This is a genomic window from Nocardiopsis sp. MT53, assembly GCF_019598965.1.
Taxonomy (GTDB): domain Bacteria; phylum Actinomycetota; class Actinomycetes; order Streptosporangiales; family Streptosporangiaceae; genus Nocardiopsis; species Nocardiopsis changdeensis.
The window spans coordinates 3,130,025-3,156,555 of the sequence record NZ_CP080599.1; the positions used below are offsets into that span (position 1 = coordinate 3,130,025).

Consider the following 26,531-nt stretch of genomic DNA (forward strand, 5'->3'; position numbering starts at 1 on the left):
GGCGGGACCGGGCGGATCACACCAACCCGGGACCGCTTCGCCTTCTTTTCATGTCGCCTCCTACCAACGGACACGGGAAAGGGACATGATGTCCCCGCCCCTGCTCCCCAGTACCCCCGGAGAGAACGTGTCCCCCACCCGACCACGGCGCCTGATCGCGCCGACGTCCGCCGCCGCCGCGGCGGTGCTGCTGGCCGCGGCCCTGGGCCCGGTTCCGGCCGCCGCCGACACCGGCACCCCGGTGATCGCGGAGGTCTACGGAGGCGGCGGCAACAGCGGAGCGACGCTGCGCCACGACTTCGTCGAGCTGGGCAACGCCGCGGACGCCCCGGTCACCGTCGACGGCTGGAGCGTCCAGTACCTCCCGGCCGCACCGAAGCCGACCACCAACGTGCAGGTCACCCCGCTGGCAGGGGAGATCCCCGCCGGGGGCCGCTACCTGGTCCGCCAGGCCGCGGGCACCGGGGGAGAGGTCGACCTCCCCGCCCCGGACGCCGCCGGGTCGACCAACATGTCGGCCACGGCGGGCACCGTCCTGCTCGTCTCCGGCACCGAGCCCGTCGAGTGCCGCACCGCCGCCGACTGCGCCGCGGACGGCTCCGTCGTCGACATCGTCGGCTACGGCGGAGCCGAGGTCCGCGAGGGGGAGTCCGCCCCCCGGCTCTCCAACACCACCGCGGCCGCCCGCGGCGACGGCCTCGCCGACACCGGCGACAACGCCGCCGACTTCACCGCGGGCGGGCCCACCCCCGTGAACGCGGCCGGCGAGGGCCCCGACGAGGGCCCGGGGGAGCCCGGCGGCCCCAGCGAACCCGGTGACCTGCGCATCCACGACATCCAGGGCGTCACCCGCGTCTCCCCGCACGCCGGGGACACCGTGTCCGGGGTGCCCGGCGTGGTCACCGCCGTCAACGCCTTCGGCAGCGCGCAGGGCTTCTGGTTCCAGGACCCCGAGGGCGACGGCGACCCGCGCACCAGCGAGGGCCTGTTCGTCTTCACCGGCTCCACCGCGCCCGGCGTCGCACCCGGCGACGAGGTCCTGGTCTCCGGCCGGGTCGACGAGTACCGGCCCGCCTCCGGCACGCAGACCATCACCCAGCTCGACCGGGCGCAGTGGACGGTCCTGTCCACCGGCAACGCCGTCCCGGAGTCGGTGGCCCTGGAGGCCGGGGTGATCCCCGCCGAGTACGCCCCCGACCACGGCGGCGACATCTCCGGCCTGGAGCTGGCGCCCGACACCTACGCCCTGGACTTCTGGGCCGCCCACGAGCACATGATGGTCCGGCTCGAGGACGCCCCCGTCATCGCCCCCACCGACCCCTACCACGCCTTCTGGGTCACCGTGGAGCCCGGGCACAACCGCACCGCCAACGGCGGAGTGGCCTACGGCTCCTACGACGACCCCAACGCGGGACGGGTCAAGGTCGAGTCCCTGCTCGACCGCGACGTCCACCCGTTCCCCCGGGTCGACGTGGGCGACACCCTCGCCGGGGTCACCGAGGGACCGGTGTACTACAGCCGGTTCGGCGGCTACCTCGTGCGCGCCACCACCCTGGGCGAGCACGTGCCCGGCGGCCTGGAGCGCACCCCCGTCCGCGGCACCGAACGGTACGAGGTCTCCATCGCCACCTACAACGTCGAGAACCTCGGCGGCCGGGACGACCAGGCGAAGTACGACGCGCTGGCCACCGGCATCGTCGAGTACCTCGACGCGCCCGACATCATCGGCCTGGAGGAGATCCAGGACGACAACGGCGAGGTGGACGACGGGACCGTCGACGCCGGCGCCACCCTGGACCGGCTCACCGCCGCGATCGAGGCGCAGGGCGGGCCGGCCTACGAGTGGCGGCAGATCAGCCCCGAGGACAAGCAGGACGGCGGCGCGCCCGGCGGCAACATCCGCAACGCCTTCCTCTTCGACCCGGCCCGCGTGCAGTTCGTGGACCGCCCCGGCGGCGACGCCACCACCGCCGTCGAGGTCGTCCGGGGCTCCCGCGGCGCCGAGCTGTCGGTCTCCCCGGGCCGCATCGAGCCCGCGGACCCGGCCTGGGACGACAGCCGCAAGCCGCTGGTCGGACACTTCCGCGCCCTCAACCGGGACATCTACGTGGTGACCAACCACTTCAACTCCAAGGGCGGCGACCAGGCGCTGCACGGTGTCGTGCAGCCGCCGGCCCGCACCAGCGAGCAGCAGCGCAACGCCCAGGCGGAGCTGGTGGCCGGCTTCGCCGACGAGCTGCTGGCCGTGGATCCGGACGCCAATCTGGTGGTCATGGGGGACCTCAACGACTTCCAGTTCTCCCGGACCCTGGAGATCCTCACCGGCGACGGGCCGCTGTACAACCCGATGACGGACCTGCCCGCCCCGGAGCGCTACAACTACGTGTTCGACGGCAACTCCCAGGCCCTGGACCACATCCTGGTCAATCGGGAGATCGCCGGCCGTGTGGACTACGGCATCGCGCGGATCAACTCCGAGTTCCACGACCAGGTCAGCGACCACGACCCGCAGGTGCTGTGGCTGGACACCCGCCGCTCCACCCCGCCGGGCCGCTCCTGACCCGGCCCCCTGCACGGTGCGCCCCGGCCGGGAACCGGCCGGGGCGCACCGCGTCCCTCCGCGGGGACCTCAGCGCACGTCCCTGCGGCCCAGCACCACCGCGGCCAGGGCCCACCGGAGCGGCGCGCCCACGGGGCCGCGCCCGCGGGACGCCTATGCTGGGGAGCGCCCGCCGTACAGCGGGTCCACTCCACCCAAGGAAGCACAAGCATGAACGTACTGCTCACCGGAGGCGCCGGGTACATCGGCTCGCACACCGCGGTCGAACTCCTGGAGGCCGGCCACCGGGTCGTCGTCCTGGACAACCTGGTGAACAGCCACGCCGAGTCCCTGCGCCGGGTCGAGCAGATCACCGGACACGCGCCCGTGCTGGTGACCGGCGACTGCGCCGACCGGGAGACCGTCGACCGCGTCCTGGCCGAGCACGCCATCGACGCCGTCGTCCACACGGCCGGCCTCAAGGCCGTCGGGGAGTCCGTCGCCCAGCCCCTGCGCTACTACCGCAACAACCTCGACGCCCTCCTCTCCCTGGTCGAGGCCATGGACGCCCGGGGCGTCCGCAACCTGGTCTTCAGCTCCTCGGCCACGGTCTACGGCGACCCCGAGACGGTGCCCATCCCCGAGGACGCCCCGCTCAGCGCCACCAACCCCTACGGCGCCACCAAGCTGTTCGGCGAGCGCATCCTGGGGGACCTGGCCGCCGCCGACCCGCGCTGGCACATCGTGTCCCTGCGCTACTTCAACCCCGTCGGGGCCCACCCCAGCGGCCTGATCGGCGAGGACCCCCAGGGCACCCCCAACAACCTGCTGCCCTACATCGCCCAGGTCGCCGCGGGCCGCCGCGAGTTCCTCCAGGTGTTCGGCGACGACTACGACACCGCCGACGGCACCGGAGTCCGCGACTACCTGCACGTCGTCGACCTGGCCCGCGGGCACCTGGTCGCCCTGCACCACCTGGCCGACGCCCCCGGCCACCGGGTCTACAACCTCGGCAGCGGCAAGGGGTACTCGGTCATGGAGTGCCTGCACGCGTTCGAGCGGGCCGTGGGCCGCTCCCTGCCCTACAAGGTGGTCCCGCGCCGCCCCGGCGACATCGCCGTCTGCTCCGCCGACCCCTCCGCCGCCGCCCGCGACCTGGGCTGGAAGGCCGACCGCGACCTGGACGAGGCCTGCGCCGACGCCTGGCGCTGGCAGTCGGCCAACCCGCGGGGGTTCGCGGGCTGAGCCCGACCGCACACCCGCCGGGACCCGCTGAGCACGGGGTACGCCCTAGACTGGGCGTATCCCTGAACTCCTGCGGAAGGTCCTCCGTCGTGTCCGTTGGTGCTGACAGCACGTTCGACACCGTCCTCGTCGTGGACTTCGGCGCGCAGTACGCGCAGCTGATCGCCCGGCGGGTGCGCGAAGCTCACGTGCACAGCGAGATCGTGCCCTCGACCATGCCCGTGGAGGAGATGCTCGCCAAGAAGCCGAAGGCGATCATCCTCTCCGGCGGCCCCTCCTCGGTGTACGCCGAGGGGGCGCCCCACGTCGGGGCCGAGCTCTTCGAGACCGGCGTCCCGACCTTCGGTATCTGCTACGGCTTCCAGGCCATGACACGCGCCCTGGGGGGGACGGTCGACAGGACCGACCTGAGCGAGTTCGGCCGCACCGAGCTCACCGTGACCGCCGGGGACTCCCTGCTGTTCACCGGGCTGCCCGCCGAGCAGCCGGTGTGGATGTCCCACGGCGACTCGGTGATCGAGGCCCCCGCCGGCTTCCGCGCCGTCGCCACCACCGCGGGCGCCCCGGTGGCCGCGTTCGAGGACACCGACCGCCGCCTCTTCGGCGTCCAGTTCCACCCCGAGGTCCTGCACAGCGAGCACGGCCAGGAGGTGCTGCGCCGCTTCCTGTACGAGGGCGCGGGCTGCCGCCCCACCTGGACGATGCTGAACATCGTCGACGAGCAGGTCGCCCGGATCCGCGAGCAGATCGGCGACAAGAGCGTCATCTGCGCCCTCAGCGGCGGCGTCGACTCCGCGGTGGCGGGCGCCCTGGTGCAGCGCGCCGTCGGCGACCAGCTGACCTGTGTGTTCGTCGACCACGGCCTGCTGCGCAAGGGCGAGGCCGAGCAGGTCGAGAAGGACTTCGTGGCGGTCACCGGCGCCCGGCTCAAGGTCGTGGACGCCCAGGAGCGCTTCCTGAGCGCGCTGGCCGGGGTCACCGACCCCGAGGAGAAGCGCAAGATCATCGGCCGCGAGTTCATCCGCGTCTTCGAGCAGGCGGCCCGCGAGGTCGTCGCCGACAGCGGCGAGTCCGGCGGCGAGGTCGAGTTCCTGGTGCAGGGCACCCTGTACCCGGACGTGGTGGAGTCCGGCGGCGGCACCGGCACCGCCAACATCAAGTCCCACCACAACGTGGGCGGCCTGCCCGACGACCTCCAGTTCACCCTGGTGGAGCCGCTGCGCGAGCTGTTCAAGGACGAGGTCCGCAAGGTCGGCGAGGAGCTGGGCCTGCCCCCGGAGATGGTCTGGCGCCAGCCGTTCCCCGGCCCCGGCCTGGGCATCCGCATCATCGGCGAGGTCACCCGCGAGCGCCTGGACGTCCTGCGCGAGGCCGACGCCATCGCCCGCGAGGAACTGTCGCACGCCGGGCTGGACCGCGAGATCTGGCAGTGCCCCGTGGTGCTGCTCGCCGACGTCCGCTCGGTCGGCGTCCAGGGCGACGGCCGCACCTACGGCCACCCCGTGGTGCTGCGCCCGGTCAGCAGCGAGGACGCGATGACCGCCGACTGGTCGCGCCTGCCCTACGACGTGCTGGCCAAGATCTCCAACCGGATCACCAACGAGGTCCGCGAGATCAACCGGGTGACGCTGGACGTCACCAGCAAGCCCCCGGGCACCATCGAGTGGGAGTAGGCGCCCCGGCGCCCACGCGGAGGGGGCCCGGCCTGACGGCCGGGCCCCCTTTCGCGTTCCGCGGGTACCGGGCCGCTCAGTCGGCGCTCTTGAGGAGGACCTCGACGGGCTCGGCGAAGCGGTCGTGCCTGAACACCAGGGCCTCGGGGTACTCGCCGACGTGGAGCGTGAACACCATGATCCCGGTGGCAGTCTCGCCCGGCTGGACGGCCTCCCACAGGGACTCCTGCTCCTCGATCCGGCTGGGCCGGTCCGCTACGACCTCCTGCTGCAGTTCGGTCCGCACCCCCTGGGCCTCGTGGTCCAGCAGCACGGGCGCGTCGCTCAGATTGGTGAAGTCCACGTCGAGCACGCAGTAGTGCCCGTTCGCCTGCACCTGGACCTCGCGGCTGGGGATGGTCGTCTGGTCGCACTCGACGTCGAGCACCTTCACACGGGCCAGGCCGTCGGCGCTGGTGGCCTCCATGGCCCCGGTGCCCGGGGACGCGGGCCCGTCCCCCTCGCCGGGTTCGCCCCCGCCGCCGTCCTCGGGGGCGGCGGAGGTGCCGGGCTGCTGCGTCTGCTGACCGGACGGGGCGTCGTCGTCGCCGAGGTTGGTCACCACGTACAGCACCGCCAGCAGCGCGAGGACCAGGAGGACGGCGGCCGCCGCGGCGATGACCACGATGCCGCGCCGGTTGGCCGGACCGGTCGGCCGGTGCGGGGGCGGCGGGACCGGCGGAACGTACGGCTGGGGGCCCGGGCGCGGCGCCTGCTGGTCGGCGGGCGGCACGATCGGGAGCGCGCCGGTGGAGGCCGGGTGCTGGGCGGGCGGCGGCCCGCCCGGGGCGCCGGCCTGCGGGTGCGGGGGCGGGGGCGGGCCCTGGGGCGGGTGCCCGCCGCCGGGGTGCCCCGGGGCCGGTCGCACGAACGTGCCGCTCTGGTGCGGGGCGGCCTGCGGGCCGGGCGGGGCGACCGGGGGCGCCTGGTAGGCGCCGGGCGCCGGGTGGCGCATGCCGGTCATGGTCTGGTGGGCGCCCTGCGGCGGACCGTGCGGCATCGGCGGGGGCAGGTTGGGACGCCACGACTGGTGCAGCGCGTGCGACACCATGTCGTTGGGGTTGGAGCTGTCCTCGCCGCCCGCCAGCTCCAGGAGCAGGTCCTGGGCGGTGGGCCGCCGGTTGGGGTCCTTGTCCAGGGCCCGCAGCACCAGCCGGTCCAGGGGGCTGTCGAGGTTGCCGATCTGGGGCTCGGCGAACAGCACCCGCTTGCCCAGCGTCATGGCGTCGCCGTTGCCGAAGGGGTGGGTGCCGTTGCCCGCGAACGCCACCAGGCACCCCCAGGCGAAGATGTCCGCCTTGGTGGTGACCTGCTCCTCCAGGAGCTGCTCGGGCGCCATCCAGCCCGGGCTGCCCATGACGATGCCCGTCTGGGTGTGGTTGGTGGCGGTGTTCATGGCCCGGGCGATGCCGAAGTCGATCACGCGCGGGCCCGACAGCGACAGCAGCACGTTGGCGGGCTTGAGGTCGCGGTGCACCAGGCCGGTGCGGTGGATCGCGGCGAGCGCGGCGGCCACGCCCAGGGCGAACCCGTGCAGGGTGGAGGAGTCCAGGGGGCCGTTCTGGGCGATGTGCTCGGCCAGCGCGGTGCCCGCGATGTACTCGGTCACCATGTACGGGCGGTTCTCGAACGTGCCGTGGTCGAGGACCTTCGCGGTGCAGAAGGAGGCGACCTTGCGGGCGTTCTCCATCTCGTCGCGGAACCGCGCCCGGGTCGCCTCGTCGAAGGCGAGCTCGGGGCGGATGACCTTGATCGCTACCTGGTTGTTCCGGTCCGGCAGCCCGCCGAGGTAGACGGTGCCCATGCCGCCGCTGCCCAGCTTCCCGGACAGCACATAGGGCCCGATGGTGGCCGGATCTCCGGCGCCCAGCGGTTCCAGGTTCTTCGGGAGCCCATCCGACGGCAAGTAGCCCTCCCCGACGGTGTCCAAACTCCGCCTTGCCCCAAGGTAGCGGTGTTTGTGCCCTGATTCCCACTCGCGGACCCCGTCGGTCCGGTTCGCGGAAGGGCGGTGACTGACATGACAATGGTGACGATCCCCGAATCGCGCCCTTGGTTCCCGTTTCCGCCCGAACATCGCGTTCGTCTCACGGAGCAGGGGTGAACACAGCGGCTCCCCTGTCGGGGTGTGTGCTCACGCAAGGGGGGGTTCCTTTACGATTGGGGACTCGTGACAGTTGATACCACCGTAACCGTGCGGGTTCCCGCGAAGGTCAACCTCCAGCTGGCGGTGGGGCCCGCACGTGAGGACGGGTTCCACGACCTCGTCAACGTTTTCCACGCGGTCTCGCTGTTCGATGAGGTTACCGTCCGGGAGGCGGGACCGCGCAGTGGGCGACCCGACGGTAGCACCTCACCGGGTGGCGGGACCCTCCTCGCGGAGCTGACCGCGAACGGCCGCTCGGTCTCCCACCTGTCACGTGTGCCACTGGACGCCTCCAACCTCGCCGCGGGCGCCGCCGACCTGCTGGGCCGGGAGACCGGCCGCGGCCGTCCGGTGCGGATCCACCTGGAGAAGCGCATCCCCGTGGCGGGCGGGATGGCCGGCGGCAGCGCCGACGCGGCGGCCGCCCTGGTCGCCTGCGACCGGCTGTGGGCGACCGGCCTGCCCCGCGAGGACCTGCTGCGGCTGGCCGCCGTGCTCGGCAGCGACGTGGCCTTCCCGCTGGTGGGGGGCACCGCGGTGGGCCGGGGGCGGGGCGAGATCCTGGAGCCGATGACCAGCCCCGGCCGGTACCGCTGGGTGTTCGCGCTGTCCCCGCACGGCCTGTCCACGGGCGCGGTGTTCGCCGAGTACGACCGGCTGCGGCCCGACGCGCCCGCCCCGGAGCTGAGCGCGGCCCTGCGGGACGCGCTGGCCGCCGCGGATCCCGCGGCCCTGGGCCGGGCGCTGACCAACGACCTCCAGGAGGCGGCGCTGTCGCTGCTGCCGGAGCTGGAGCGCACGCTCCGGACGGGCGCCTCGGCCGGAGCGCTGGGCGCGCTGGTGTCCGGGTCCGGTCCGACCTGCGCGTTCCTGGTGGGCGGCGGCTCGGAGGAGGCCTCGGTGGTCGCCGAGCGGGAGGCCGCGGTGGTGGCCTCGCTGGAGGCGAGCGGGCTGTGCGAGCAGATCGTGCGGGCCGACGGAGACGTCCCCGGCACGGTCTTCGTGTGACGTAAATCACTTGTGGTTTCCGGGTGAGGGTCCCGGGTCCCCGCATTGACCTCAACCATGGTTGAGATTGAAGACTGGGGGCATGCCGACGACAGCAGCCCTCACCCGCTACGCCGACCTGCCGGCCCTCATCGGCCTGATGGAGGGCGACGAAAAGCACAGTGCCGCCGCGCACTCCACGCTCGACGTCGTCTGGGTCCTCTACGACCGCGTCCTGGCCGTCACCCCCGAGACCGCCGACGACCCCGCCCGCGACCGGTTCCTGCTCTCCAAGGGCCACGGGCCCGCCGCCTTCTACGCCGTCCTGGCCGCCAAGGGCTTCCTCGACGTGTCCGCGCTGCGCGGCTGGACCGCCTTCGGCTCCGCCCTGGGACACCACCCCGACCGGGTCCTCGTCCCCGGCGCGGAGATCGGCAGCGGCTCGCTCGGCCACGGCCTGCCCATCGCCCTGGGGACCGCCCTGGGGCTGCGCGCCCGGAACGTGCGCCGCCCCGACGGGTCCGAGCCCCGCACGGTGGTGCTCGTCGGCGACGGCGAGCTCGACGAGGGCAGCAACCACGAGGCCATCGCCGCGGCCGGGCGGCTGGGCGTCGGCTCCCTCACCACCGTGGTCGTCGACAACGGGTCGGCCCTGCACGGCTGGCCCGGCGGGATCGCGCGCCGCTTCGAGCTGGAGGGCTGGGCCACCCGCGAGGTCCAGGGCCGCGACCACGACGCCCTGCACGCCGCGTTCACCCGCCCCTGGGGCGACCGGCCGCTCGCCGTCGTCGCCCGCGTCCGCCCCACGAGCTGACACCGCCACCGACCGGAGGAGACCGGCCATGACCCACAGCACGACGCGGACCGCGCCCCGGGCCGACGCCGCGACGCACGGACCGAACGAGATGCGCGAGGTGTTCGGCGCCGCCGTCTCGGAGGCGATGGACGACGACCCCCGCCTCGCGGTCGTCCTGGCGGTCATCTCCGCCGGGATGTTCCGCCGGGCCGCCGCCCGCCACCCCGGGCGGGTGATCGACCTGGGCATCCGCGAGCAGGCCATGATCGGGACCGCGGGCGGACTCGCCCTCACCGGGATGCGCCCGGTCGTCCACAGCTACGCCCCCTTCTTGGTGGAGCGCCCCTTCGAGCAGATCAAGCTCGACCTGGGGCACCAGGACGCCGGGGCGGTCCTGGTGAGCATCGGCGGCTCCTACGACGCCGCCGCGGAGGGCCGCACCCACCAGGCCCCCGGCGACGTCGCCCTGATCGACACCCTGCCCGGCTGGACCGTCCACGTGCCCGGCCACGCCGACGAGGTGCGCGCCGTCCTGCGCGACGCCCTGCCCGGCGACGACCGGGTGTACATCCGGCTGTCGGGCACCGCCAACCGCGCCCCCCTGCCGCTGTCCGGGGGCCTGGCCGTGGTCCGGCCGGGCTCGGCCCGCTCCGCCGGAGTGGTCGTGGCCGTCGGGCCCATGCTCGACCGCACCCTGGAGGCCACCGCGGACCTCGACGTCACCGTCGCCTACACCGCCACCGTGCGCCCCTTCGACCGCGCCGGGCTCAGCGCCCTGGTCGCCGCCTCCGGGAACGCGGACGTGATGCTGGTGGAGCCCTACCTCAGGGGCACCTCCGCGCACGAGGTCTCCGAGGCGCTGGCCGACCGCAGGCACCGCCAGCTCTCCCTCGGCGTGCCGAGGGACACGGAGCTGCGCGCCTACGGCACCCCGGCCGACCACGCCCGGGCGCACGGGCTGGACGTCCGGGGAATCGCGCGGGCCGCCCGGGACTTCTTCCTGGTGTAGGGAGAGCGCTCCGGCGAACCCCGGTTCCCGGCGGCATGTGAAATCCTGATATGTAGTGATACCGACCTGCCCGGGGCCTTGCGTGGTGCGGCCCCGGGCTCCTTTTTCCGGCGCTCCCGGGTTCGGCGGACCCCGCGAGGACCCGGTCGGAGCCCCGCCGGCGTCCGGGACCCGTCCAGGGCACCCGGCGACACCCGGGACAATGGAGACGATGACGAATCTGGTCAACCTTCAGGACGTGTCCCTGGCCTACGGGCCCCTCGTGCTCCTCGACTCGGTGTCACTGGGCGTGGACGAGGGCGAGCGCATCGGCGTGGTCGGCCGCAACGGCGGCGGCAAGTCCACGCTGATCTCCGTGCTGTCCGGGGCCCTGCCGCCCGACTCCGGCCGGGTGGTGCACAACCGCGGTCTGCGCGTGGGCTTCCTGCACCAGCGCGACGACTTCCCCGACACCACCGTCGGCGCCTTCGTGCTGGGCGAGCGGGCCGAACACGAGTGGGCGGGCGACGCCCGCGCCCGCGACATCCTGCGCGGGCTGCTCGGCGGCTGGAGCCTGGACACCCCCATGGCGGGGCTGTCCGGCGGTGAGCGCCGCCGCGCCGGCCTGGCCCGGCTGCTGGTGGGCGACCACGACCTCATCGTCCTGGACGAGCCCACCAACCACCTCGACATCGAGGGCATCCACTGGCTCGCCGGGCACCTGCGCGACCGCCGCGAGGCGCTCGTGGTGGTCACCCACGACCGCTGGTTCCTGGACGCCGTCACCACCCGCACCTGGGAGGTGGGACGCGGCGCCGTCGAGCGCTACGAGGGCGGGTACGCCGCCTACGTGCTGGCCAAGGCCGAGCGCGAGCGCCAGGCCGCGGCCACCGAGGAGCGCCGCCAGAACCTCATGCGCAAGGAGCTGGCCTGGCTGCGCCGGGGCGCCCCCGCGCGCACCTCCAAGCCCAAGTTCCGCATCGAGGCGGCCAACCGGCTGATCGCGGACGAGCCGCCGGTGCGCGACACCGTCGAGCTGGTCCGGTTCGCCAGCTCCCGCCTGGGCAAGACCGTCATCGACCTCAAGGACGTGACGGCGACCGTCCCGGGGCGGACCCTGCTGGACCACCTCACCTGGCAGCTCGGCCCCGGCGACCGGGTCGGCCTGGTCGGGGTCAACGGCGCGGGCAAGTCCACGCTGCTCAAGATCCTCGCCCGGGAGCGGGAGCCCGAGTCGGGCCACGTCCGCACCGGGCGCACCGTCCGGCTCGCCCACCTGTCGCAGAACGTCACCGAGCTGGACCCCGAGGCCCGGCCGCTCCAGGCGGTCATGGACGTGCGCGAGCACGTGACCATCGGCAAGCGGGACTACACCGCCAGCCAGATGCTGGAGCGCTTCGGGTTCCGCGGCGAGCGCCAGTGGACCCCGATCGGCGACCTGTCCGGCGGCGAGCGGCGCCGCCTGCAGCTGCTGCGCCTGCTCATGGACGAGCCCAACGTCCTGCTGCTGGACGAGCCCACCAACGACCTGGACATCGAGACCCTCACCGAGCTGGAGGACCTGCTCGACGGCTGGCCCGGCTCCCTGGTGCTGGTCTCCCACGACCGGTACTTCCTGGAGCGGATCACCGACCGGGTGCTGGCCCTCATGGGCGACGGCGGCCTGGCGTTCCTGCCCGGCGGCGTGGACGAGTACCTGGAGCGCCGGGCGGGCACCGCGGGGGAGGCCGCGGTGCCCACCGCGGGCGGGGGAGAGGCCCCCGCGGCCGAGCCCGAGCGCCCCGCCGTGTCGGCGGCCGACCGCCGCGCCGCCCAGAAGGAGATGCAGCGCGTCGAACGGCGGATGGACAGGATCGCCGCGCGCGAGGCCGAGCTGCACGAGCAAATGGCGGCCGCGGCCGAGGACTACACCCGGCTCGCCGAGCTCGACGCCGAGGCCAAGGCCCTGGCGGGCGAGAAGGAGGAGCTGGAGATGATCTGGCTGGAGCAGGCGGAGCTGGTCGGCGACTGACCCCGCCCGGCGCGGGTCAGCGTCCGTTGGCGCGCAGGGCGGCCACCGCCGCCACCGTGGCGTACCCCCGCCACTCCAGCGCGGAGGCGGGGGAGTGGCATTCGAAGCCGACGGCCCACCCGCCGTCGGGGAGCGGTTCCCGCTCCAGGCGGTCGAGGTCGGCGGCGACGGCCCCCGCGGCCAGGTGCTCCCGGACGGGGCGGCCGGGCACGGCGGCGTAGTCGAGCGGGCGGAGCGTCTCGCCCGGTGCGCCTCCGGCCACCGGGATCCGGCCGTCGGCGGGCACGAACCGGGCGAGGCGGCGCAGCAGCCCGGCGGCCTCGGGGCGGGTGTCCGCGACGGAGTCGAGGAACAGCAGCGAGAACGACAGGACGTACGCGAAGGGCGCCTCCTTGACGGCGGCGATCTCCCCGAGGCAGTACTCCGTCGCGGTCGCGAGCCACGGGTGGTCCGCGATCCGCGGGTCCGTCCGGGCCGCCCGGTGGGCCTGCGCGGCCACCGCGGCCGTGATCTGCAGGGACGACGTGCGCGGGTCGGCCGACACCCAGAAGGGCGCGCAGGCGGCCGGGTCCGTGACGGGCAGGGCGAACGGCAGCCCGCCGTCGGGCAGGGTCGTCGCGTCCAGCCAGTCCAGCAGCTCCGGGGCGCGATCGTACGTCGCGGGGGCGGCGTCGGCCACGGCCTCCAGGGCGTGCAGTGCGCCGCCGGGCTGGCTCTCGGGGGAGCGCAGGTCGGGTTCCAGGCCGTGGCCGTGGCCGCCGTCGGGGTTGCGGTACCCGTCCAGGGCCGCGAGGATCGCGGGCCCGGTGTGCTCGGTGGGGCGGATGAGGTGCTCGAAGCGCCGCCGGTCCAGCAGGCGGGCGTGCCCGGCCATGAAGGCGGCCGTCCTGTCGATGTCCATGGGGCCAGCCTGCCGGGCGCGGCGGGCCGGGGTCTTGAACGGAACGGTCACCGCCGGCCCAGCAGCGCGCCCGGGGGCAGGCCCGCGAGGCGTCCGCTCTCGCGGGTGAAGTGCGCCTGGTCGGCGTACCCGGCGGTGGCGGCGGCCTCGCCCAGCGGCGCCCCGGCCCGGGCCAGGCGCAGGGCGCGCTGGAGGCGGTGGATCGACATGAGGGTCTTGGGGCCGTAGCCGAAGACGCGGTCGCAGGTGCGCCGCAGTGTGCGCTCGGACATCCCGTGCTCCCGGGCGACCGCCTCCGCGGTCGCGAGGGCGCGGGCCGCCCGGTCCAGGGAGGCCGCCAGCCGCAGGGCCGCGGGGTCGGGGTCGGCGCGCCGCCACAGAGCGGCGAAGACCCGCTCCAGGGTCTCGGCCGGCCGGGCCACCGGGGCCGGGGGGAGGCGGACCAGGTCGGCCAGGTCGACGCGGCGGTCGGCCAGTTCGCGGGCGGGGACGCCCAGCAGCGCGTGCGCCGCGCCGGGGGCCAGCCGCAGGCCCCAGGTCGTCTCGCCCGGGGCGGACCCGTCGACCTGCGCGGCGGTGTCGGGTCCGGCCACCACGAGGCGCCCGCGGTGCCACATGAGGTCCATCGCGGCGTCGGGCAGCACCCGGTGGGGGCCGGAGCCGGTGAAGCGCCACAGGACCCCCGCGCGCCCCCGTCTCTCCCCGTACCCGGTCATCCTCCGAGCGTACCGATGCGACCGCCGCCGGGGTCCGGCGGCCGCCGGTCACCGAGCGTGCCCAGAATGTCCGGAAAAGGACGGTGGGCATGCTTTGCCGTGGATTCTGGTCGACACGGTGTGTCCGACCCGTCCGCCGGTTACGGTGGCGGCATGGTCATGTGGGCTTCGGACAACCGGGCGGGGAAGGTGCGGGAGGGGCTGACCCTGCTGTTGTCGCAGGGGCTGATCGACGATTTCGAGATCCGCCCCGACGACGAGCACCCCTACCGCGTCACCATGCCGGTGGGCGTCATCCCGCTGACCGAGCACCAGGCCGCGCACTTCCTCCTCGGCGCCGTCACCGCCCGCTTCGGCCCCCTCGCCCGCGACACCCGGTGACCCTCTACTTGCCGTAGTGGTAGCGGCAGGCGGCGATGCGGATCTCGTCGCCGGCGAGCTTGTACACCAGCCGGTGCTCGTCGGTGATCCTGCGGGACCAGTAGCCCTGGAAGCCGTGCCTCAGGGGTTCGGGCTTGCCCATGCCCTCGTTGCCGTTGCGCTCGATGTCCTTGACGAGAGCGTTGATGCGCTTGAGGATCCTGCGGTCCTGCCCCTGCCACCAGACGTAGTCCTCCCAGGCGCTCTGGGACCAGACGAGCCTCACTCGGCCAACTCGCGCTCTATGCCCTGATCGGACTCCAGTTCCTCGATGGCGGAGACCAGGCGGCGGGCGTTCTCCGGGCTGCGCAGGAGGTAGGCGGTCTCCTTCAGGGTCTCGTACTCGGACAGGGCCATCATGACGACGGGTTCGTGTCCGGCTCTCGTGATCACCACTTCTTCTCTGTCGTTCACGACGGCGTCGAGGGTGGCTGCGTAGTTGGCGCGGGATTCGGTGTAGCTCATGGTCTTCAAGGCTCGTCCCCTCCAAGCTCGGCCCGGTGATCCCAAATGTACAGGATCATGTACGTCGATGGCTGGAAAAAGATTCCGGAGACGGCGGAGGCGCCGGGACGAGGGTCCCGGCGCCTCCGTTGCGCGCGTCGGCGGGGCGGTCAGCGGACCAGGGAGGCGAACTCCTCGGCGATGACCGTGGCCCCGGCCTTGTTGGTGTGGATGTCGGGGCCCAGGTCCGTGTTGCACATCCACGTGTAGTCGCAGACGGCCTGGAGGTTGTTGGGCATGGAGCCCTCCTGGGGGACGTCGAAGTCGGAGGAGTCGAACGCCGCCTCCACGTCGGCGACCTCGATGTCCTCGGCGGCGTAGGCCGACCGCAGCGACTCGTTCATGGTCTCCAGGACCTCGGTGGCGTACCCGGCGAAGGTCGCGTCGAAGGGGATCTCGCCCTCGACCTCGCCCAGCCCCGGCCCGGCCTCGGGGTCCACCGGGGTGCCGTCCGAGGGCTCCTCCGAGGGCTCGTCCGAGGGGTCCTCGCCGGGTTCGAGCAGCATCGCCGCGAGGAACGGGTTGTAGTAGGTCATCCCGATGATCTGGGTGTCCGGGCCGGCCGCGGCGCGCAGCCGGGAGGCGATCACCGGCACCTCCGTCTCGATGCGCTCCAGGCCGTCGTCGATGCACTCCGTGTCCACCACGGGCCCGCCGCCACCGCCCACCTCGTCGATGCCCCGGACGCAGCGGGTGAAGTTGTTGCCGCCGATGGTCACGGTGACCAGGTCCACCCGGCCCGCGTGCTCGGAGAGGAACTCCTCGGCCGCCTCGATCTGCGGGCGGCCGCCGTACTGCTCCTCGCAGTGGGCGATCCCGCCCTCGATGAACGTCGTGGTGTCCTCGCCGCCGCAGCCGCTGCGCTCGTGGCGCAGCGTGGAGTCGGCGTCGTACAGGGTGCGGTAGAGGATGTCCGTGTACCCGTCGGGGGTCTCGGCGGGACCGCCCTCGCTCGGCTGCACGCCCACCGTCAGCGAGTCGCCCAGGGAGAGGTAGTACCGCTCCTCGGCTCCCGCCGGGGAGTCCTCCCCGTCACCGCCCGCGCAGCCGGTCATCGCCACGGCCGTCGCGGACGCCGCGACCAGGGCGGCGTACCGGACGTTCCACCGGATTCTCACTGTCGTTCTCCAACCAGATGAAGACCAAGGATGCGCGCCCTGGGCGGCCCCGGTGAGAGGACGGATACCGCCGGGTAACAACAGTTACCGACCGGAAGGTTCGGTGTCGAGGGGGACCAGGAGGCATCTCAGTAACGATGCGAGCTGCTCGCGCTCCGGGGCGGGCATCGGGGCGAGGAGCGTCTCCTCGTAGCTCAGCAGCGACTCCAGCGCCGCGTCGATGCGCCCGGCGCCCTTGTCGGTCAGCCGCACCAGCACCCCGCGCTTGTCGGCGGGGTCGGGGCGGCGCCGCACCAGCCCCGCGGCGGCCAGCCGGTCCACGCGGTTCGTCATGGTCCCGGAGGTCACCAGGGTGGCGCGCAGGAGGCGGCCCGGGCTCAGCTCGTAGGGCGGGCCGGAGCGGCGCAGCTCGGCCAGGACGTCGAACTCCCAGGGCTCCAGGGAGTGCTCGGTGAACACGGTCCGCCGGGCCCTGTCCAGGTGTCGGGCGAGCCGGGACACCCGGCTGAGCACCTCGAGCGGCGTCACGTCCACGTCCGGCCGTTCGGCGCGCCACGCCTCGATCAGCCCATCCACCTCATCGCGCATGGGTCCAGCATATCTCTTGACATCAAGATAGTGGGGCGGGTATGCGACGCACACCCGCCCCACCGGCGTTCCCGGAGCCTAGCGGCCCCGCCTGGTCCGCAGCCTCGGCTTGGCCTCCAGGCTCGACAGCCCGTTCCACGCCAGGTTGACCAGGTGCGCCGCCACCACCTCGCGCTTGGGCCTGCGCACCTCCAGCCACCACTGGCCGGTCAGGGCCCACATGCCCACCAGGGCCTGGGCGTACATGGGGGCGAGCGCGGGGTCGTAGCCCCGCTCGGCGAACTCGTCCACCATGATGTACTCGACCTGGCTGGCGATGTCGTTGATCAGGCCGGCGAAGCTCCCCGTCCCGGAGGCCACGTGCGAGTCGCGGGTGAGCACCCGGAACCCGACCGTGTTCTCCTCGACGTAGCGCAGCAGGGCCAGGGCCGCCTTCTCGATCTTGTTGCGGGCGCTGTCGGCGGTGAGGGCCTCCGAGACCATGCCCACCAGGGTGCGCATCTCCTGGTCGACGACGACCGCGTAGATGCCCTCCTTACCGCCGAAGTGCTCGTACACCACGGGTTTGGACACGCCCGCCCGTGCGGCGATCTCCTCCACGGAGGTCGCGTCGAACCCGCGTTCGGCGAACAGCTCCCGGCCGATCTCCAGCAGCTGTCGCCGACGCTCCTCGCCCGTCATGCGCTTGCGGCGCACACGGACCCTCTGCTCGCTGTCGGCTGCTCCCATGATGGTCAAGAATCCTAGACGCTGACCCGCTTGGCGGCGAGTCGCTCGTTGTCGGGCCAGCGGACCTTGGTCGCCCAGCCGAACTTCTCGAAGAACCAGATGACGCGCGCAGAGATGTCGATCTGGCCCTTGAGCACGCCGTGCCGGGCGCAGGTCGGGTCGGCGTGGTGCAGGTTGTGCCAGGACTCGCCGAACGACGGGATGGCCAGCCACCACACGTTGCGGGAGCGGTCGCGCACCTCGAAGTTCTCCTCGCCGATGGTGTGGCAGATGGAGTTGATCGACCAGGTCACGTGGTGCAGCAGCGCCACCCGGACCAGGCTCGCCCAGAAGAACGCGGTGGCCGCGCCCCACCAGGACATGGTGACCAGGCCGCCGATGAGCGCCGGGGCGCCCAGCGAGAACACCACGATCGGCACGAACAGCTTGTCGATCAGGACGGTGTCCTTGTCCTTGAGCAGGTCCGGGGCGAACCGGCGGGGCGAGGTCTTCTTCTCGTCCAGGTACATCCACGCCATGTGCGCGTAGTAGAGCCCCTTGGCGACCGACTTCCAGTCGTCGCCGAACCGCCACGGCGAGTGCGGGTCGCCCTCGGCGTCCGCGTACTTGTGGTGGCGGCGGTGGTCGGCCACCCACTTGATGACGCTGCCCTCGATGGCCATCGAGCCGGCGATCGCGAGCGCGATCTTGAGCGGGCGGTTGGCGCGGAACGAGCCGTGGGTGAAGTGGCGGTGGAAGCCGACCGTGATGCCCAGCCCGCTGATCAGGTAGAAGACCGAGGCGATGGCGATGTCGACCAGGCTCAGGCCCCAGCCCCAGAAGAACGGTACGGCGGCGAGCAGCGCGATGAGCGGGATGAACACGAAGGCGAACACCGTGTACCGCTCGGCGCGCCCGCGCGGCTCGGGCTCGTACTCGGGGATCGGTGTGCGCTTGGCGGGCGTCTCGGGTGCGGCTGTCATGGGTCCCTGCCTCGTGATCGGAAACGTCGTTCGTTCGTCGCTTGTGCGTCTGTGAGGTCAGGGCGTGCCGGGAGCGCGCGGGCGTCCGTCGCGACGGCCCAACCTATACCTACGTAACCGTAACCTACGAACCCGTAGGTTTGGCAAGGGTCATCGCGAAGGCGCTATCTTGGTGACCGTCATGTCGGCGCGGAGGCCCGCGCCCGGCGTGTTCCCGGATGATGTAATCGGCAGCATGTGGGGTTTTGGTCCCCATCGTCCAGGTTCGAGCCCTGGTCCGGGAGCAGACGCACCGCCGCGCCCGCCGCGCCCGCCGCGCCCGCCGGGCGCCGTCCGTACCGGAGCGGCGCACATCACACCCCTCCCCGCCCCTCCCGCGACAGAGCCCGTGAACGGGCGGCGGGTGCGACCGGGCCCACCCCGCCGGGGCCGTCTCCGCCGCCGGGGGCCTGTGACACGGATGTATCCTTCCCATGTCGGCCGCACGACGGGTCATCGCCGTGCGCGGCATGAGGGACGCCCCGCCGAACGCCGACCGCGAGATCGTCTTCTTCCTAGCCAGCTATCACGAGGGGTCTCCTCCAGTGAGCGTGAACCGCCCGGCTGCCGTCATCGTCCTCGCCGCGGGCGAGGGCACCCGGATGAAGTCCCAACTCCCCAAGGTGCTCCACGAGATCGGCGGCCGCAGCATGGTCGGCCACGTGCTGGCCGCGGCCCGCGAGCTCGATCCGCTGCACACGGCCGTCGTCCTCGGACACGCCCGCGAGCGCATCGCCGAGCACCTGGCGCAGGTCGCCCCCGAGGCCGTCACCGCCGTCCAGGAGGAGCAGAAGGGCACCGGGCACGCGGTGCGCATGGCCCTGGAGGACCTGGCCCGCCAGGGCATCGAGCCCACCGGCACCGTGGTCCTCGCCTGCGGGGACACCCCGCTGCTGCGCGGCGGCACGCTGGCCGGCCTGGTCTCCTTCCACGAGAAGGAGGGCAACGCCGTCACCGTCCTGTCGGCCCGCGTCCCCGACCCCCACGGCTACGGGCGCATCGTCCGCGACGCCGACGGGGAGTTCACCTCCATCGTCGAGCAGGCCGACGCCACCCCCGCGGAACTGGCCGTCGACGAGATCAACTCCGGCATGTACGCCTTCGACGGCGCCCTGCTGGCCCGGGTCGTGCAGCGCATCGGCAGCGACAACGCCAAGGGCGAGGAGTACCTCCCCGACGCCGTCGCGCTGCTGCGCGGCGACGGCCACCGGGTCGGCGCCTGGGTCATCGACGACGCCGACGAGGTCCAGGGCGTCAACAACCGCGTCCAGCTCGCCGAGGCCCGGCGCCTGCTCAACGACCGCCTGCTGCGCGAGCACATGCTCGCCGGGGTCACGGTCGTGGACCCCGCCACGACCTGGGTCGACGTCGACGTGCGCATCGGCCGCGACACCCTCGTCGAGCCCGGCACCCGCCTGCGCGGCGCCACCGCGGTCGGCGAGGACGCGGTCATCGGCCCCGACAGCGACCTGCTCGACACCGTCGTGGGCGACGGCGCCAAGGTCCGCCGGACCACCGCGGACCGCGCCGAGATCGGCCCCGGGGCCGACGTCGGCCCCTACACCTACCTCCGGCCGGGCACCCGCCTGGCCGACCGGGCCAAGGCCGGTGCGTTCGTGGAGGTCAAGAACGCGAACATCGGCAGCGGCTCCAAGGTCCCGCACCTGACCTACGTCGGCGACGCCGACATCGGCGTCGGCAGCAACATCGGCTGCTCGTCGGTGTTCGTCAACTACGACGGGGTCAACAAGTCCCGGAGCACCATCGGCGACCACGTGCGCATCGGCAGCGACAACACCATCGTCGCCCCGGTCACCGTGGGCGACGGCGCCTACTCCGGGGCCGGGACCGTGGTCCGGGACGACGTTCCGCCCGGTGCGCTGGCCGTGTCCGACGGGCACCGGCAGCGCAACGTGGAGGGGTGGACCGAGCGCAAGCGCCCGGGGACCGCCTCGGCCGACGCCGCCCTGCGGGCGCGGTCGGCCCAGGACGGGGAGGGCGTCGGGAGCGCAGGGCGCACCGAGGACGCAGAGCGGCACAGAGCCGACGATCAGTAGTGACTGTGGGGGAGAAACACGTGACCGGGATGAAGGCCACCGGCCAGAAGAATCTCATGCTGTTCTCGGGGCGCACGCACCCGAGCCTGGCCGAAGAGGTCGCCAAGGAACTGGGGATCGAGGTGGTCCCCACCCGGTTCGACACCTTCGCCAACGGTGAGATCTTCGTCCGCTACCTGGAGTCGGTCCGCGGCTCGGACGCCTTCGTGATCCAGGCGCACGCCGACCCGATCAACGAGTCGATCATGGAGCAGCTGATCATGGTGGACGCGCTCAAGCGCGCCTCCGCCAAGCGCATCACCGTGGTCACCCCGTTCTTCGGGTACGCGCGCCAGGACAAGAAGCACCGCGGTCGCGAGCCCATCTCGGCCCGCCTGATGACCGACCTGTTCCGCACCGCCGGCGCCGACCGCATGATGGCCGTCGACCTGCACACGGACCAGATCCAGGGCTTCTTCGACGGCCCGGTCGACCACCTGTTCGCGCTGCCGATCCTGGCCGACCACATCGCGAACCGGGTCGACGTCGCCGAGATCACCGTGGTCTCCCCCGACGCGGGCCGCGTGCGCACCGCCGACCGCTGGGCCGACCGGCTGGGCGCCCCGCTGGCCATCATCCACAAGCGCCGCGACCCGGACGTGGCCAACCAGGTTCGCGTCCACGAGGTCGTCGGCACGGTCAAGGACCGCGTGTGCGTCCTGGTGGACGACATGATCGACACCGGCGGCACCATCGTCAAGGCCGCCGACGCGCTGTTCGAGCAGGGCGCCAAGCAGGTCCTCGTGGCGGCCACGCACGGCGTGCTGTCCGGCCCGGCCGCGGAGCGCCTGCAGAACTCCCGCATCTCCGAGGTGGTCATCACCAACTCGCTGCCGGTGCCCGAGTCGCGCTCCTTCGAGAAGCTCACCCAGCTGTCGATCGCGCCGCTGGTGGCGCGCGCGATCAGCGAGGTCTTCACCGACGGGTCGGTCACGAGCCTGTTCGAGTAGGACCCGGCGCGGGCGGCGGATCCGGACGTATCCGCCGCCCGCGCGTCCGTTCCCCCGCCGACACGCCGTCCCCGGTGGTTGCACCGAGGGAGGCGGGGCGTCGGTGGGGCGTGTACGGAGTCGTCCCCGGAACCAGTAGACTTGGCCGAGTGTCCCCGTGCCCGAGCGGAGCCTCGTTCGGCTTCGTGCGGACGCGAGGGCAGGGGTGCGCGACGAGCGTTCCCGGGCCGGACGGGTCCGGTGGCGACTCGCCGGGCACGCCTGGAACCAGGGCGGTCGCGTCCCCTACCGGGGAGACCCCGCCGCTTCCCCGCCGAGAGCGGGAATCGTTCGTACTACTGGAGTCGTGTTCCCCGTACTGCGGGGTTGAACCCGAGGAGTTTTGTCGTGTCCGAGGTACGTATCGCTGCCGAGCCCCGCACGGAATTCGGCAAGGGCGCCTCCCGTCGCGCCCGCCGCGCGGGTAAGGTGCCGGCCGTCCTCTACGGCCACGGCACCGAGCCCCGCCACCTGAACCTGCCGGGCCACGAGCTCATGCTCGCCCTGAAGACCCCGAACGTCCTGCTGCGCCTCGAGGGCCTGGACAAGGACAACCTCGCCCTGCCCAAGAGCATCCAGCGCGACGCCATCAAGGGCTTCCTGGAGCACGTCGACCTGCTCGTCGTCTCCAAGGGCGAGAAGGTCGAGGTCGAGATCCCGGTGACCCTGGTCGGTGAGATCAAGGGCGCCGGCGTGCTCACCCAGGAGCTCGTCACCGTGACCGTCGAGGCCGAGGCCACCCACATCCCCGAGGGCGTCGAGTTCGACATCGACGGCCTGGACGTCGGCAGCACCGTGACCGCCGCGGAGCTGAAGCTGCCGGCCGGCACCACCCTGGTGACCGACCCCGAGTCGATCGTCCTCAACGTCTCCGCGCCGCGCGTGGAGGAGGAGGGCGAGACCCCGGCCGAGGGCGAGGCCGCCGAGGGCGAGGCCACCGAGGCCGCCGCCGAGTAGTCGCCGGCACCGTACACCGACCGAGCGCGCGGCTCCCACCGGAGCCGCGCGCTCGGTCTTTCGTCTGTAGGCTCGTTCCCGTGTGGGGACGCTGGAGGAACAAGGACATGGCGGAGACCGAGCGCTGGCTGGTCGTCGGGCTGGGCAACCCGGGGCCCAAGTACGCCGGGAACCGGCACAACGCGGGCTTCATGGTGGTGGACGCCCTGGCGGGGGGCGAGCGCTGGAAGGCGCACCGGGCGCACGCCGAGGCGGTGGAGACCCGACTGGAGGGCACCGCGGTGGTGCTGGCCAAGCCGCGCACCTACATGAACCTGTCGGGCGGCCCGGTGTCGGGGCTGGCCCGGTTCTACAAGGTGCCGATGGAGCGGATCGTCGTCGTGCACGACGAGATGGACATCGACTTCGGCGCCCTGAAGCTGAAGAAGGGCGGCGGCTCGGGCGGCCACAACGGGCTCAAGTCCCTCACCTCCTCCCTGGGCGGCCCGGACTACCTGCGGGTCCGGTTCGGGGTGGGCCGCCCGCCCGGGCGGATGGACCCGGCGGACTACGTGCTGCGCGACTTCTCCTCGACCGAGCGCGGGGAGCTCGACCTCAACATCGAGCGCGCCGCCGACGCGGTCCGCACGGTCCTCACCGACGGCCTCGAACGCGCCCAGAACATCTACCACACCGCCGTCTGACCGGCGGCGGGACCAACCGGAGGGCCGTGCGGGACACCGCACGGCCCTCCGCCGTTCCCGGGACCCCTCAGCGGTAGCGGACCGGGGCCAGCAGGCGCCAGGCGACGCCGGCGGCCTCCTCGGCGGAGGCCGCCGACGCGTCCGCCGCGACCCGGTCGGCGATCAGGGCGACCAGGCCGCCGGACAGGTGGGCGGCCAGTGCCCGGTCCGGCACCCCGCCGGTGCCCGGCGGCCGGGCTCCCGCCGCGAACCGCTCCCGCAGCTCCCCGGCCACACCCGCGCGCAGCCGGTGGGCGAAGTCCCCGGCCAGCAGCGCCCGGTAGAGCGCGGCGTGCTCGGCGACGTGGGCGAACAGGTCCACCAGGGGGGCCGGGGCCCCCTCCTCCGGGGCCTCCAGCGGGCACAGGGCGGCGCAGCGCGCCACGTGCGCGAGCGCGTCCTCCATGGCGTCGGCCACCAGCGCGTCGATGTCGGGGTAGTGCTGGTACACCGTGGCGCGGTTGATCCCCGCCTCACGGGCCACCGCGGACACGGTGACGCGCTCGGGCGCGGTGTCGGCGAGCAGGGTCAGCAGGGCGGCGCGCAGTCCGGCCCGGGTGCGGCGGGCGCGCGGGTCGTCGGGGTTCACGCCACCAGGGTACGACACACGTCGGTTAAGCAATATGTGTTGTTTAATCAACAGGTGTTGTTTAGTCTCTCCGTATGAGCATGCGACTGGAGATCTGGGCGGACGTGGTCTGCCCCTGGGCGTACATCGGCAAGCGGCGGGTGGAGCGGGCCCTGGCCGCGCGCGGCGGGGAGCCCGTGGAGGTGGTGTGGCGGCCCTACCGCATCGACCCCACCGCCCCCGAGCGGGCCCGGCCGCTGGACGGGCTGCTGCGCGACCCCTTCGTGGACACGGCCCTCCGGGCGTGCGCCCCGCACCTGAGCCCGGAGCAGAACCGGGTCCGGGTGGCCGAGGTGGCCGCCGCCGAGGGCTTCCCCCGCTGGGGCGCCGCCTGGCACGTGAGCCCCCACGGCGCCCACCGGCTGCTGTACCTGGCCGAGCGCGAGGGCGGCCCCGCCCTCCAGGGCGCGGTGGCCGAGGAGGTCATGCGGATCCACTTCGTGGAGGCCGGCGACATCGGTTCCGCCGAGGTCCTGGAGCGGGCCGCCGACCGGGCGGGCTTCGCGGACGGGGGCCGCCTGCTGCGGGCGGGGGAAGGCGACCGGGAGGTGCGCGAGCTGCTGCTGCGCGGCCGGGCCCGGGGCGTGCGCACCTCTCCCACCCTGCTGGTGGGCGACCTGGCCCTGGAGGGGGCCCGCCACCCGGAGGAGATCGGCGTGTTCCTGGACCGGGCCGGGGAGCGTCCGGCCCGGAGCCTGCCCGCGGAGGTGGAGCGGCTGCACCTGGCCGAGGCGCTGGTGGAGAAGGACCCGCTGGGCGCGCTCGCCCTGCTGGAGCCGCTGCTGGCGGAGTACGGGGACGACCGGGGCGTGCGGCTGGCCGCCGCCCGCGCGCGGCTGCGTTCCGCCCAGGTGGGAAGGGCCCGCAGGGACCTGGAGGCGCTGGTGGCCGAGAGGCCCGACGACTCCCACGCCCGGCTGATGCTGGCCAGTGCGCTGCGGCGGGGCGGGGAGCCGGAGGCGGCGGCCGTGCAGCAGCGGCTGGCGGAGGCCCTGGGCTGAGGGTTTCGGTCAGGCCGTCGGGCGGGCGGCCAGTGTCCGCATCGCGGAACCGCCTGGGGCCGGTCGGTATCGGGAGGGACACATTCCCGAGCCGACCGGCCTTTCTTCGCCGACAGGAGGGCACGCAGAGCGACTTTTCCACTACTTTTAGTTACTGTCAGGGTGGCGTTCCGCCGCTCGGCCGATGACGTGCAGTGATGACTTTCGGACCGGTGCCGGTCTTGGGGGATACATGGTCGCAAGTAGTGGGGTGAAGGACGTCCACCGGCGGACGGTGGCGGTACCGGCGTCCGTCATGCCGGAGGTCGGCTCCCTGCCCCTGCCGCCCCGGCCGTGGACGCGCGCCTACGTGTCCGGACTGCTCGTGCTCGACCTGGTCGCCGCCCTGGGCGCGGGCCTGATCGGGACGACCGCCCGCTTCCACGGGGCGCTCACCGCCGCCACCACCGTCCCCTACCTGTGGCTCTCCCTGGCCCTGCCGCCGCTGTGGTGCCTGTTCGTCTGCCTGGCCGGCGGCTACGCCCGCCGCTTCATCGGGGTGGGCACCGAGGAGTACCGGCGGGTCGCCGTGGCCGGGCTGGCCCTGGCCGCCGGGACCGCCATCGTCGCCTACGCGGTCAAGTTCGACCTCGCCCGCGGCTACGTCCTGGTCACCCTGCCGCTGGTGCTGCTGGCCACGCTCGCCCTGCGCTACGCCAGGCGCAAGGCGCTGCACCGCCGCCGCCGGTTCGGGGACTGCATGAACGGCGTCGTCGTGGTCGGCCACCGGTCGGCCGCGGGCGACCTCATCCGGCGCTTCCGCGGGGAGGTCTACCACGGCATGCGCGTGGTCGGCGTCTGCCTGCCCGAACACGAGGCGGCGGCGGGGGCCGCCGAGGTCGAGGGCTGTCCGGTCCTGGGCTCCTTCGCCGGGGCCGCCGACGCCGCCGCCCTGGTCGGCGCCGACACCGTCGCGGTCCTGGCCTGTCCCGAGATGGACGGCGTCGAACTGCGCCGCCTGGCCTGGCGCCTGGAGAAGTCCGGCACCGAACTCCTGGTCGCCTCCGCCCTCATGGAGGTCGCCGGTCCGCGCACCACCATCCGCCCCGTCGCCGGGCTCCCCCTCCTGCACGTGGAGCACCCCGAGCTCGCCGGGGTCCGCCGGATCCTCAAGAGCGCCTTCGACCGCGGCGCCGCGGCGCTGGCCCTGGCCCTGCTGTCCCCCCTGTTCCTGGTGCTCGCCGTGCTCATCCGGTGGGAGGACGGCGGCCCGGTCTTCTTCACCCAGACGCGCGTAGGCCGGGGTGGCTCCGAGTTCCCCGTGTACAAGTTCCGTACCATGGTGGTCGGGGCCGAATCGCTGAAGGCGGCGCTGCGGTCCCGCAACGAGCACGACGGTGTGCTGTTCAAGATGCGACGGGACCCCAGGGTGACCCCGGTCGGGGCCTGGCTGCGCCGGTACTCGCTCGACGAGCTTCCCCAGCTCGTCAACGTGGTCCGGGGCGAGATGTCCCTGGTCGGCCCCCGGCCGCCGCTTCCGGAGGAGGTCGCCCGCTACGGGCACGACGTCCGCCGCAGGCTGGTGGTCAAACCGGGGCTGACGGGGCTGTGGCAGGTCAGCGGCCGGTCCGACCTCTCATGGGAGGAATCGGTCCGCCTGGATCTGCGCTACGTGGAAAACTGGTCGCTGACGTTGGACATCCAGATCCTGTGGAAGACGTGGTCAGCGGTGATCCGTGGGGCGGGGGCGTACTGAGC

The 26,531-nt window shown here is 73.2% G+C and carries 24 protein-coding genes; 14 read left to right on the forward strand and 10 right to left on the reverse strand.

All coding sequences use genetic code 11. The features are described 5' to 3' along the window. Window positions 1-127: 127 nt before the first annotated feature. From K1J57_RS13970 to guaA, 3 genes are all read left to right on the forward strand, one after another. The gene (locus K1J57_RS13970; RefSeq protein WP_255647042.1) at window positions 128-2,560 is read left to right on the forward strand and encodes an endonuclease/exonuclease/phosphatase family protein; all 2,433 of its coding nucleotides are present in this window, start codon (window positions 128-130) and stop codon (window positions 2,558-2,560) included. A gap of 210 nt (window positions 2,561-2,770) precedes the next feature. Continuing rightward, window positions 2,771-3,784 (forward strand): UDP-glucose 4-epimerase GalE, encoded by a 1,014-nt coding sequence (gene galE, locus K1J57_RS13975; protein WP_220564852.1) that lies wholly within the window; start codon window positions 2,771-2,773, stop codon window positions 3,782-3,784. Between the two features lie 89 nt (window positions 3,785-3,873). Then, complete coding sequence (gene guaA, locus K1J57_RS13980; RefSeq protein WP_220564853.1) at window positions 3,874-5,457, forward strand: glutamine-hydrolyzing GMP synthase; 1,584 nt, start codon at window positions 3,874-3,876, stop codon at window positions 5,455-5,457. A 76-nt stretch (window positions 5,458-5,533) separates the two neighbouring features. Here the strand turns inward: guaA and K1J57_RS13985 are convergent, their stop codons facing one another. After that, window positions 5,534-7,402, reverse strand: coding sequence for a serine/threonine-protein kinase (locus tag K1J57_RS13985; protein ID WP_220564854.1), 1,869 nt, complete (start codon window positions 7,400-7,402; stop codon window positions 5,534-5,536). Window positions 7,403-7,690: 288 nt separating this feature from the next. Between K1J57_RS13985 and K1J57_RS13990 the strand changes: the two genes are divergently transcribed. From K1J57_RS13990 to K1J57_RS14005, 4 genes are all read left to right on the forward strand, one after another. Then, window positions 7,691-8,650 carry a 4-(cytidine 5'-diphospho)-2-C-methyl-D-erythritol kinase gene (locus K1J57_RS13990; protein ID WP_255647043.1) on the forward strand — a complete coding sequence of 320 codons (960 nt, stop codon included), beginning with the start codon at window positions 7,691-7,693 and terminating at the stop codon, window positions 8,648-8,650. Between the two features lie 82 nt (window positions 8,651-8,732). Beyond that, window positions 8,733-9,443 carry a thiamine pyrophosphate-dependent enzyme gene (locus K1J57_RS13995; protein ID WP_220564856.1) on the forward strand — a complete coding sequence of 237 codons (711 nt, stop codon included), beginning with the start codon at window positions 8,733-8,735 and terminating at the stop codon, window positions 9,441-9,443. A gap of 91 nt (window positions 9,444-9,534) precedes the next feature. Beyond that, entirely contained in the window at window positions 9,535-10,434 is a 900-nt protein-coding gene (locus K1J57_RS14000) for a transketolase family protein (RefSeq protein WP_220565528.1), read from the forward strand. A 211-nt stretch (window positions 10,435-10,645) separates the two neighbouring features. Next, window positions 10,646-12,424: an ABC-F family ATP-binding cassette domain-containing protein gene (locus K1J57_RS14005; protein ID WP_220564857.1), complete on the forward strand. Its 1,779-nt coding sequence runs from the start codon at window positions 10,646-10,648 to the stop codon at window positions 12,422-12,424. 16 nt (window positions 12,425-12,440) lie between these two features. Here K1J57_RS14005 and K1J57_RS14010 read toward each other — a convergent pair whose 3' ends face one another. Both K1J57_RS14010 and K1J57_RS14015 read right to left on the reverse strand, forming a co-directional pair. Next, window positions 12,441-13,325, reverse strand: coding sequence for a hypothetical protein (locus K1J57_RS14010; protein ID WP_220564858.1), 885 nt, complete (start codon window positions 13,323-13,325; stop codon window positions 12,441-12,443). A 47-nt stretch (window positions 13,326-13,372) separates the two neighbouring features. Beyond that, window positions 13,373-14,041, reverse strand: a complete 669-nt coding sequence (locus tag K1J57_RS14015; protein WP_220564859.1) for a helix-turn-helix domain-containing protein — start codon at window positions 14,039-14,041, stop codon at window positions 13,373-13,375. A gap of 153 nt (window positions 14,042-14,194) precedes the next feature. Between K1J57_RS14015 and K1J57_RS14020 the strand changes: the two genes are divergently transcribed. Beyond that, window positions 14,195-14,422, forward strand: a complete 228-nt coding sequence (locus K1J57_RS14020) for a hypothetical protein (RefSeq protein ID WP_220564860.1) — start codon at window positions 14,195-14,197, stop codon at window positions 14,420-14,422. Window positions 14,423-14,426: 4 nt separating this feature from the next. On the opposite strand, the gene K1J57_RS14025 is transcribed toward K1J57_RS14020, so the two are convergent. The 6 genes from K1J57_RS14025 to K1J57_RS14050 form a co-directional block, all read right to left on the reverse strand. Next, window positions 14,427-14,687, reverse strand: a complete 261-nt coding sequence (locus K1J57_RS14025; RefSeq protein ID WP_220564861.1) for a Txe/YoeB family addiction module toxin — start codon at window positions 14,685-14,687, stop codon at window positions 14,427-14,429. Next, on the reverse strand, window positions 14,684-14,935 hold the full coding sequence (locus tag K1J57_RS14030; RefSeq protein ID WP_220564862.1) for a type II toxin-antitoxin system Phd/YefM family antitoxin: 252 nt from the start codon (window positions 14,933-14,935) through the stop codon (window positions 14,684-14,686). The genes K1J57_RS14025 and K1J57_RS14030 overlap by 4 nt, the downstream gene beginning before the upstream one ends. A gap of 140 nt (window positions 14,936-15,075) precedes the next feature. Continuing rightward, window positions 15,076-16,083 (reverse strand): GDSL-type esterase/lipase family protein, encoded by a 1,008-nt coding sequence (locus tag K1J57_RS14035; protein WP_370634658.1) that lies wholly within the window; start codon window positions 16,081-16,083, stop codon window positions 15,076-15,078. Window positions 16,084-16,167: 84 nt separating this feature from the next. Then, the gene (locus K1J57_RS14040; protein ID WP_220564863.1) at window positions 16,168-16,671 is read right to left on the reverse strand and encodes a MarR family winged helix-turn-helix transcriptional regulator; all 504 of its coding nucleotides are present in this window, start codon (window positions 16,669-16,671) and stop codon (window positions 16,168-16,170) included. 78 nt (window positions 16,672-16,749) lie between these two features. Beyond that, window positions 16,750-17,400 (reverse strand): TetR/AcrR family transcriptional regulator, encoded by a 651-nt coding sequence (locus K1J57_RS14045; RefSeq protein ID WP_255647046.1) that lies wholly within the window; start codon window positions 17,398-17,400, stop codon window positions 16,750-16,752. A 14-nt stretch (window positions 17,401-17,414) separates the two neighbouring features. Continuing rightward, a complete protein-coding gene (locus tag K1J57_RS14050) occupies window positions 17,415-18,362 on the reverse strand; it encodes an acyl-CoA desaturase (protein WP_220564864.1) in 948 nt (315 codons plus the stop codon). Between the two features lie 584 nt (window positions 18,363-18,946). Between K1J57_RS14050 and glmU the strand changes: the two genes are divergently transcribed. From glmU to pth, 4 genes are all read left to right on the forward strand, one after another. Then, on the forward strand, window positions 18,947-20,458 hold the full coding sequence (glmU, locus tag K1J57_RS14055) for a bifunctional UDP-N-acetylglucosamine diphosphorylase/glucosamine-1-phosphate N-acetyltransferase GlmU (protein WP_220565531.1): 1,512 nt from the start codon (window positions 18,947-18,949) through the stop codon (window positions 20,456-20,458). 20 nt (window positions 20,459-20,478) lie between these two features. After that, window positions 20,479-21,447, forward strand: a complete 969-nt coding sequence (locus K1J57_RS14060; protein ID WP_277615502.1) for a ribose-phosphate diphosphokinase — start codon at window positions 20,479-20,481, stop codon at window positions 21,445-21,447. A gap of 387 nt (window positions 21,448-21,834) precedes the next feature. Next, the gene (locus K1J57_RS14065) at window positions 21,835-22,443 is read left to right on the forward strand and encodes a 50S ribosomal protein L25/general stress protein Ctc (protein ID WP_220564865.1); all 609 of its coding nucleotides are present in this window, start codon (window positions 21,835-21,837) and stop codon (window positions 22,441-22,443) included. 107 nt (window positions 22,444-22,550) lie between these two features. Continuing rightward, on the forward strand, window positions 22,551-23,126 hold the full coding sequence (gene pth / locus K1J57_RS14070) for an aminoacyl-tRNA hydrolase (RefSeq protein WP_220564866.1): 576 nt from the start codon (window positions 22,551-22,553) through the stop codon (window positions 23,124-23,126). A 67-nt stretch (window positions 23,127-23,193) separates the two neighbouring features. Here the strand turns inward: pth and K1J57_RS14075 are convergent, their stop codons facing one another. Beyond that, window positions 23,194-23,754 carry a TetR/AcrR family transcriptional regulator gene (locus K1J57_RS14075; protein ID WP_220564867.1) on the reverse strand — a complete coding sequence of 187 codons (561 nt, stop codon included), beginning with the start codon at window positions 23,752-23,754 and terminating at the stop codon, window positions 23,194-23,196. 80 nt (window positions 23,755-23,834) lie between these two features. Between K1J57_RS14075 and K1J57_RS14080 the strand changes: the two genes are divergently transcribed. After that, the gene (locus tag K1J57_RS14080; protein ID WP_220565533.1) at window positions 23,835-24,794 is read left to right on the forward strand and encodes a DsbA family protein; all 960 of its coding nucleotides are present in this window, start codon (window positions 23,835-23,837) and stop codon (window positions 24,792-24,794) included. Window positions 24,795-25,089: 295 nt separating this feature from the next. Next, on the forward strand, window positions 25,090-26,529 hold the full coding sequence (locus tag K1J57_RS14085) for a sugar transferase (RefSeq protein ID WP_220565534.1): 1,440 nt from the start codon (window positions 25,090-25,092) through the stop codon (window positions 26,527-26,529). The last annotated feature ends 2 nt before the right edge of the window (window positions 26,530-26,531 follow it).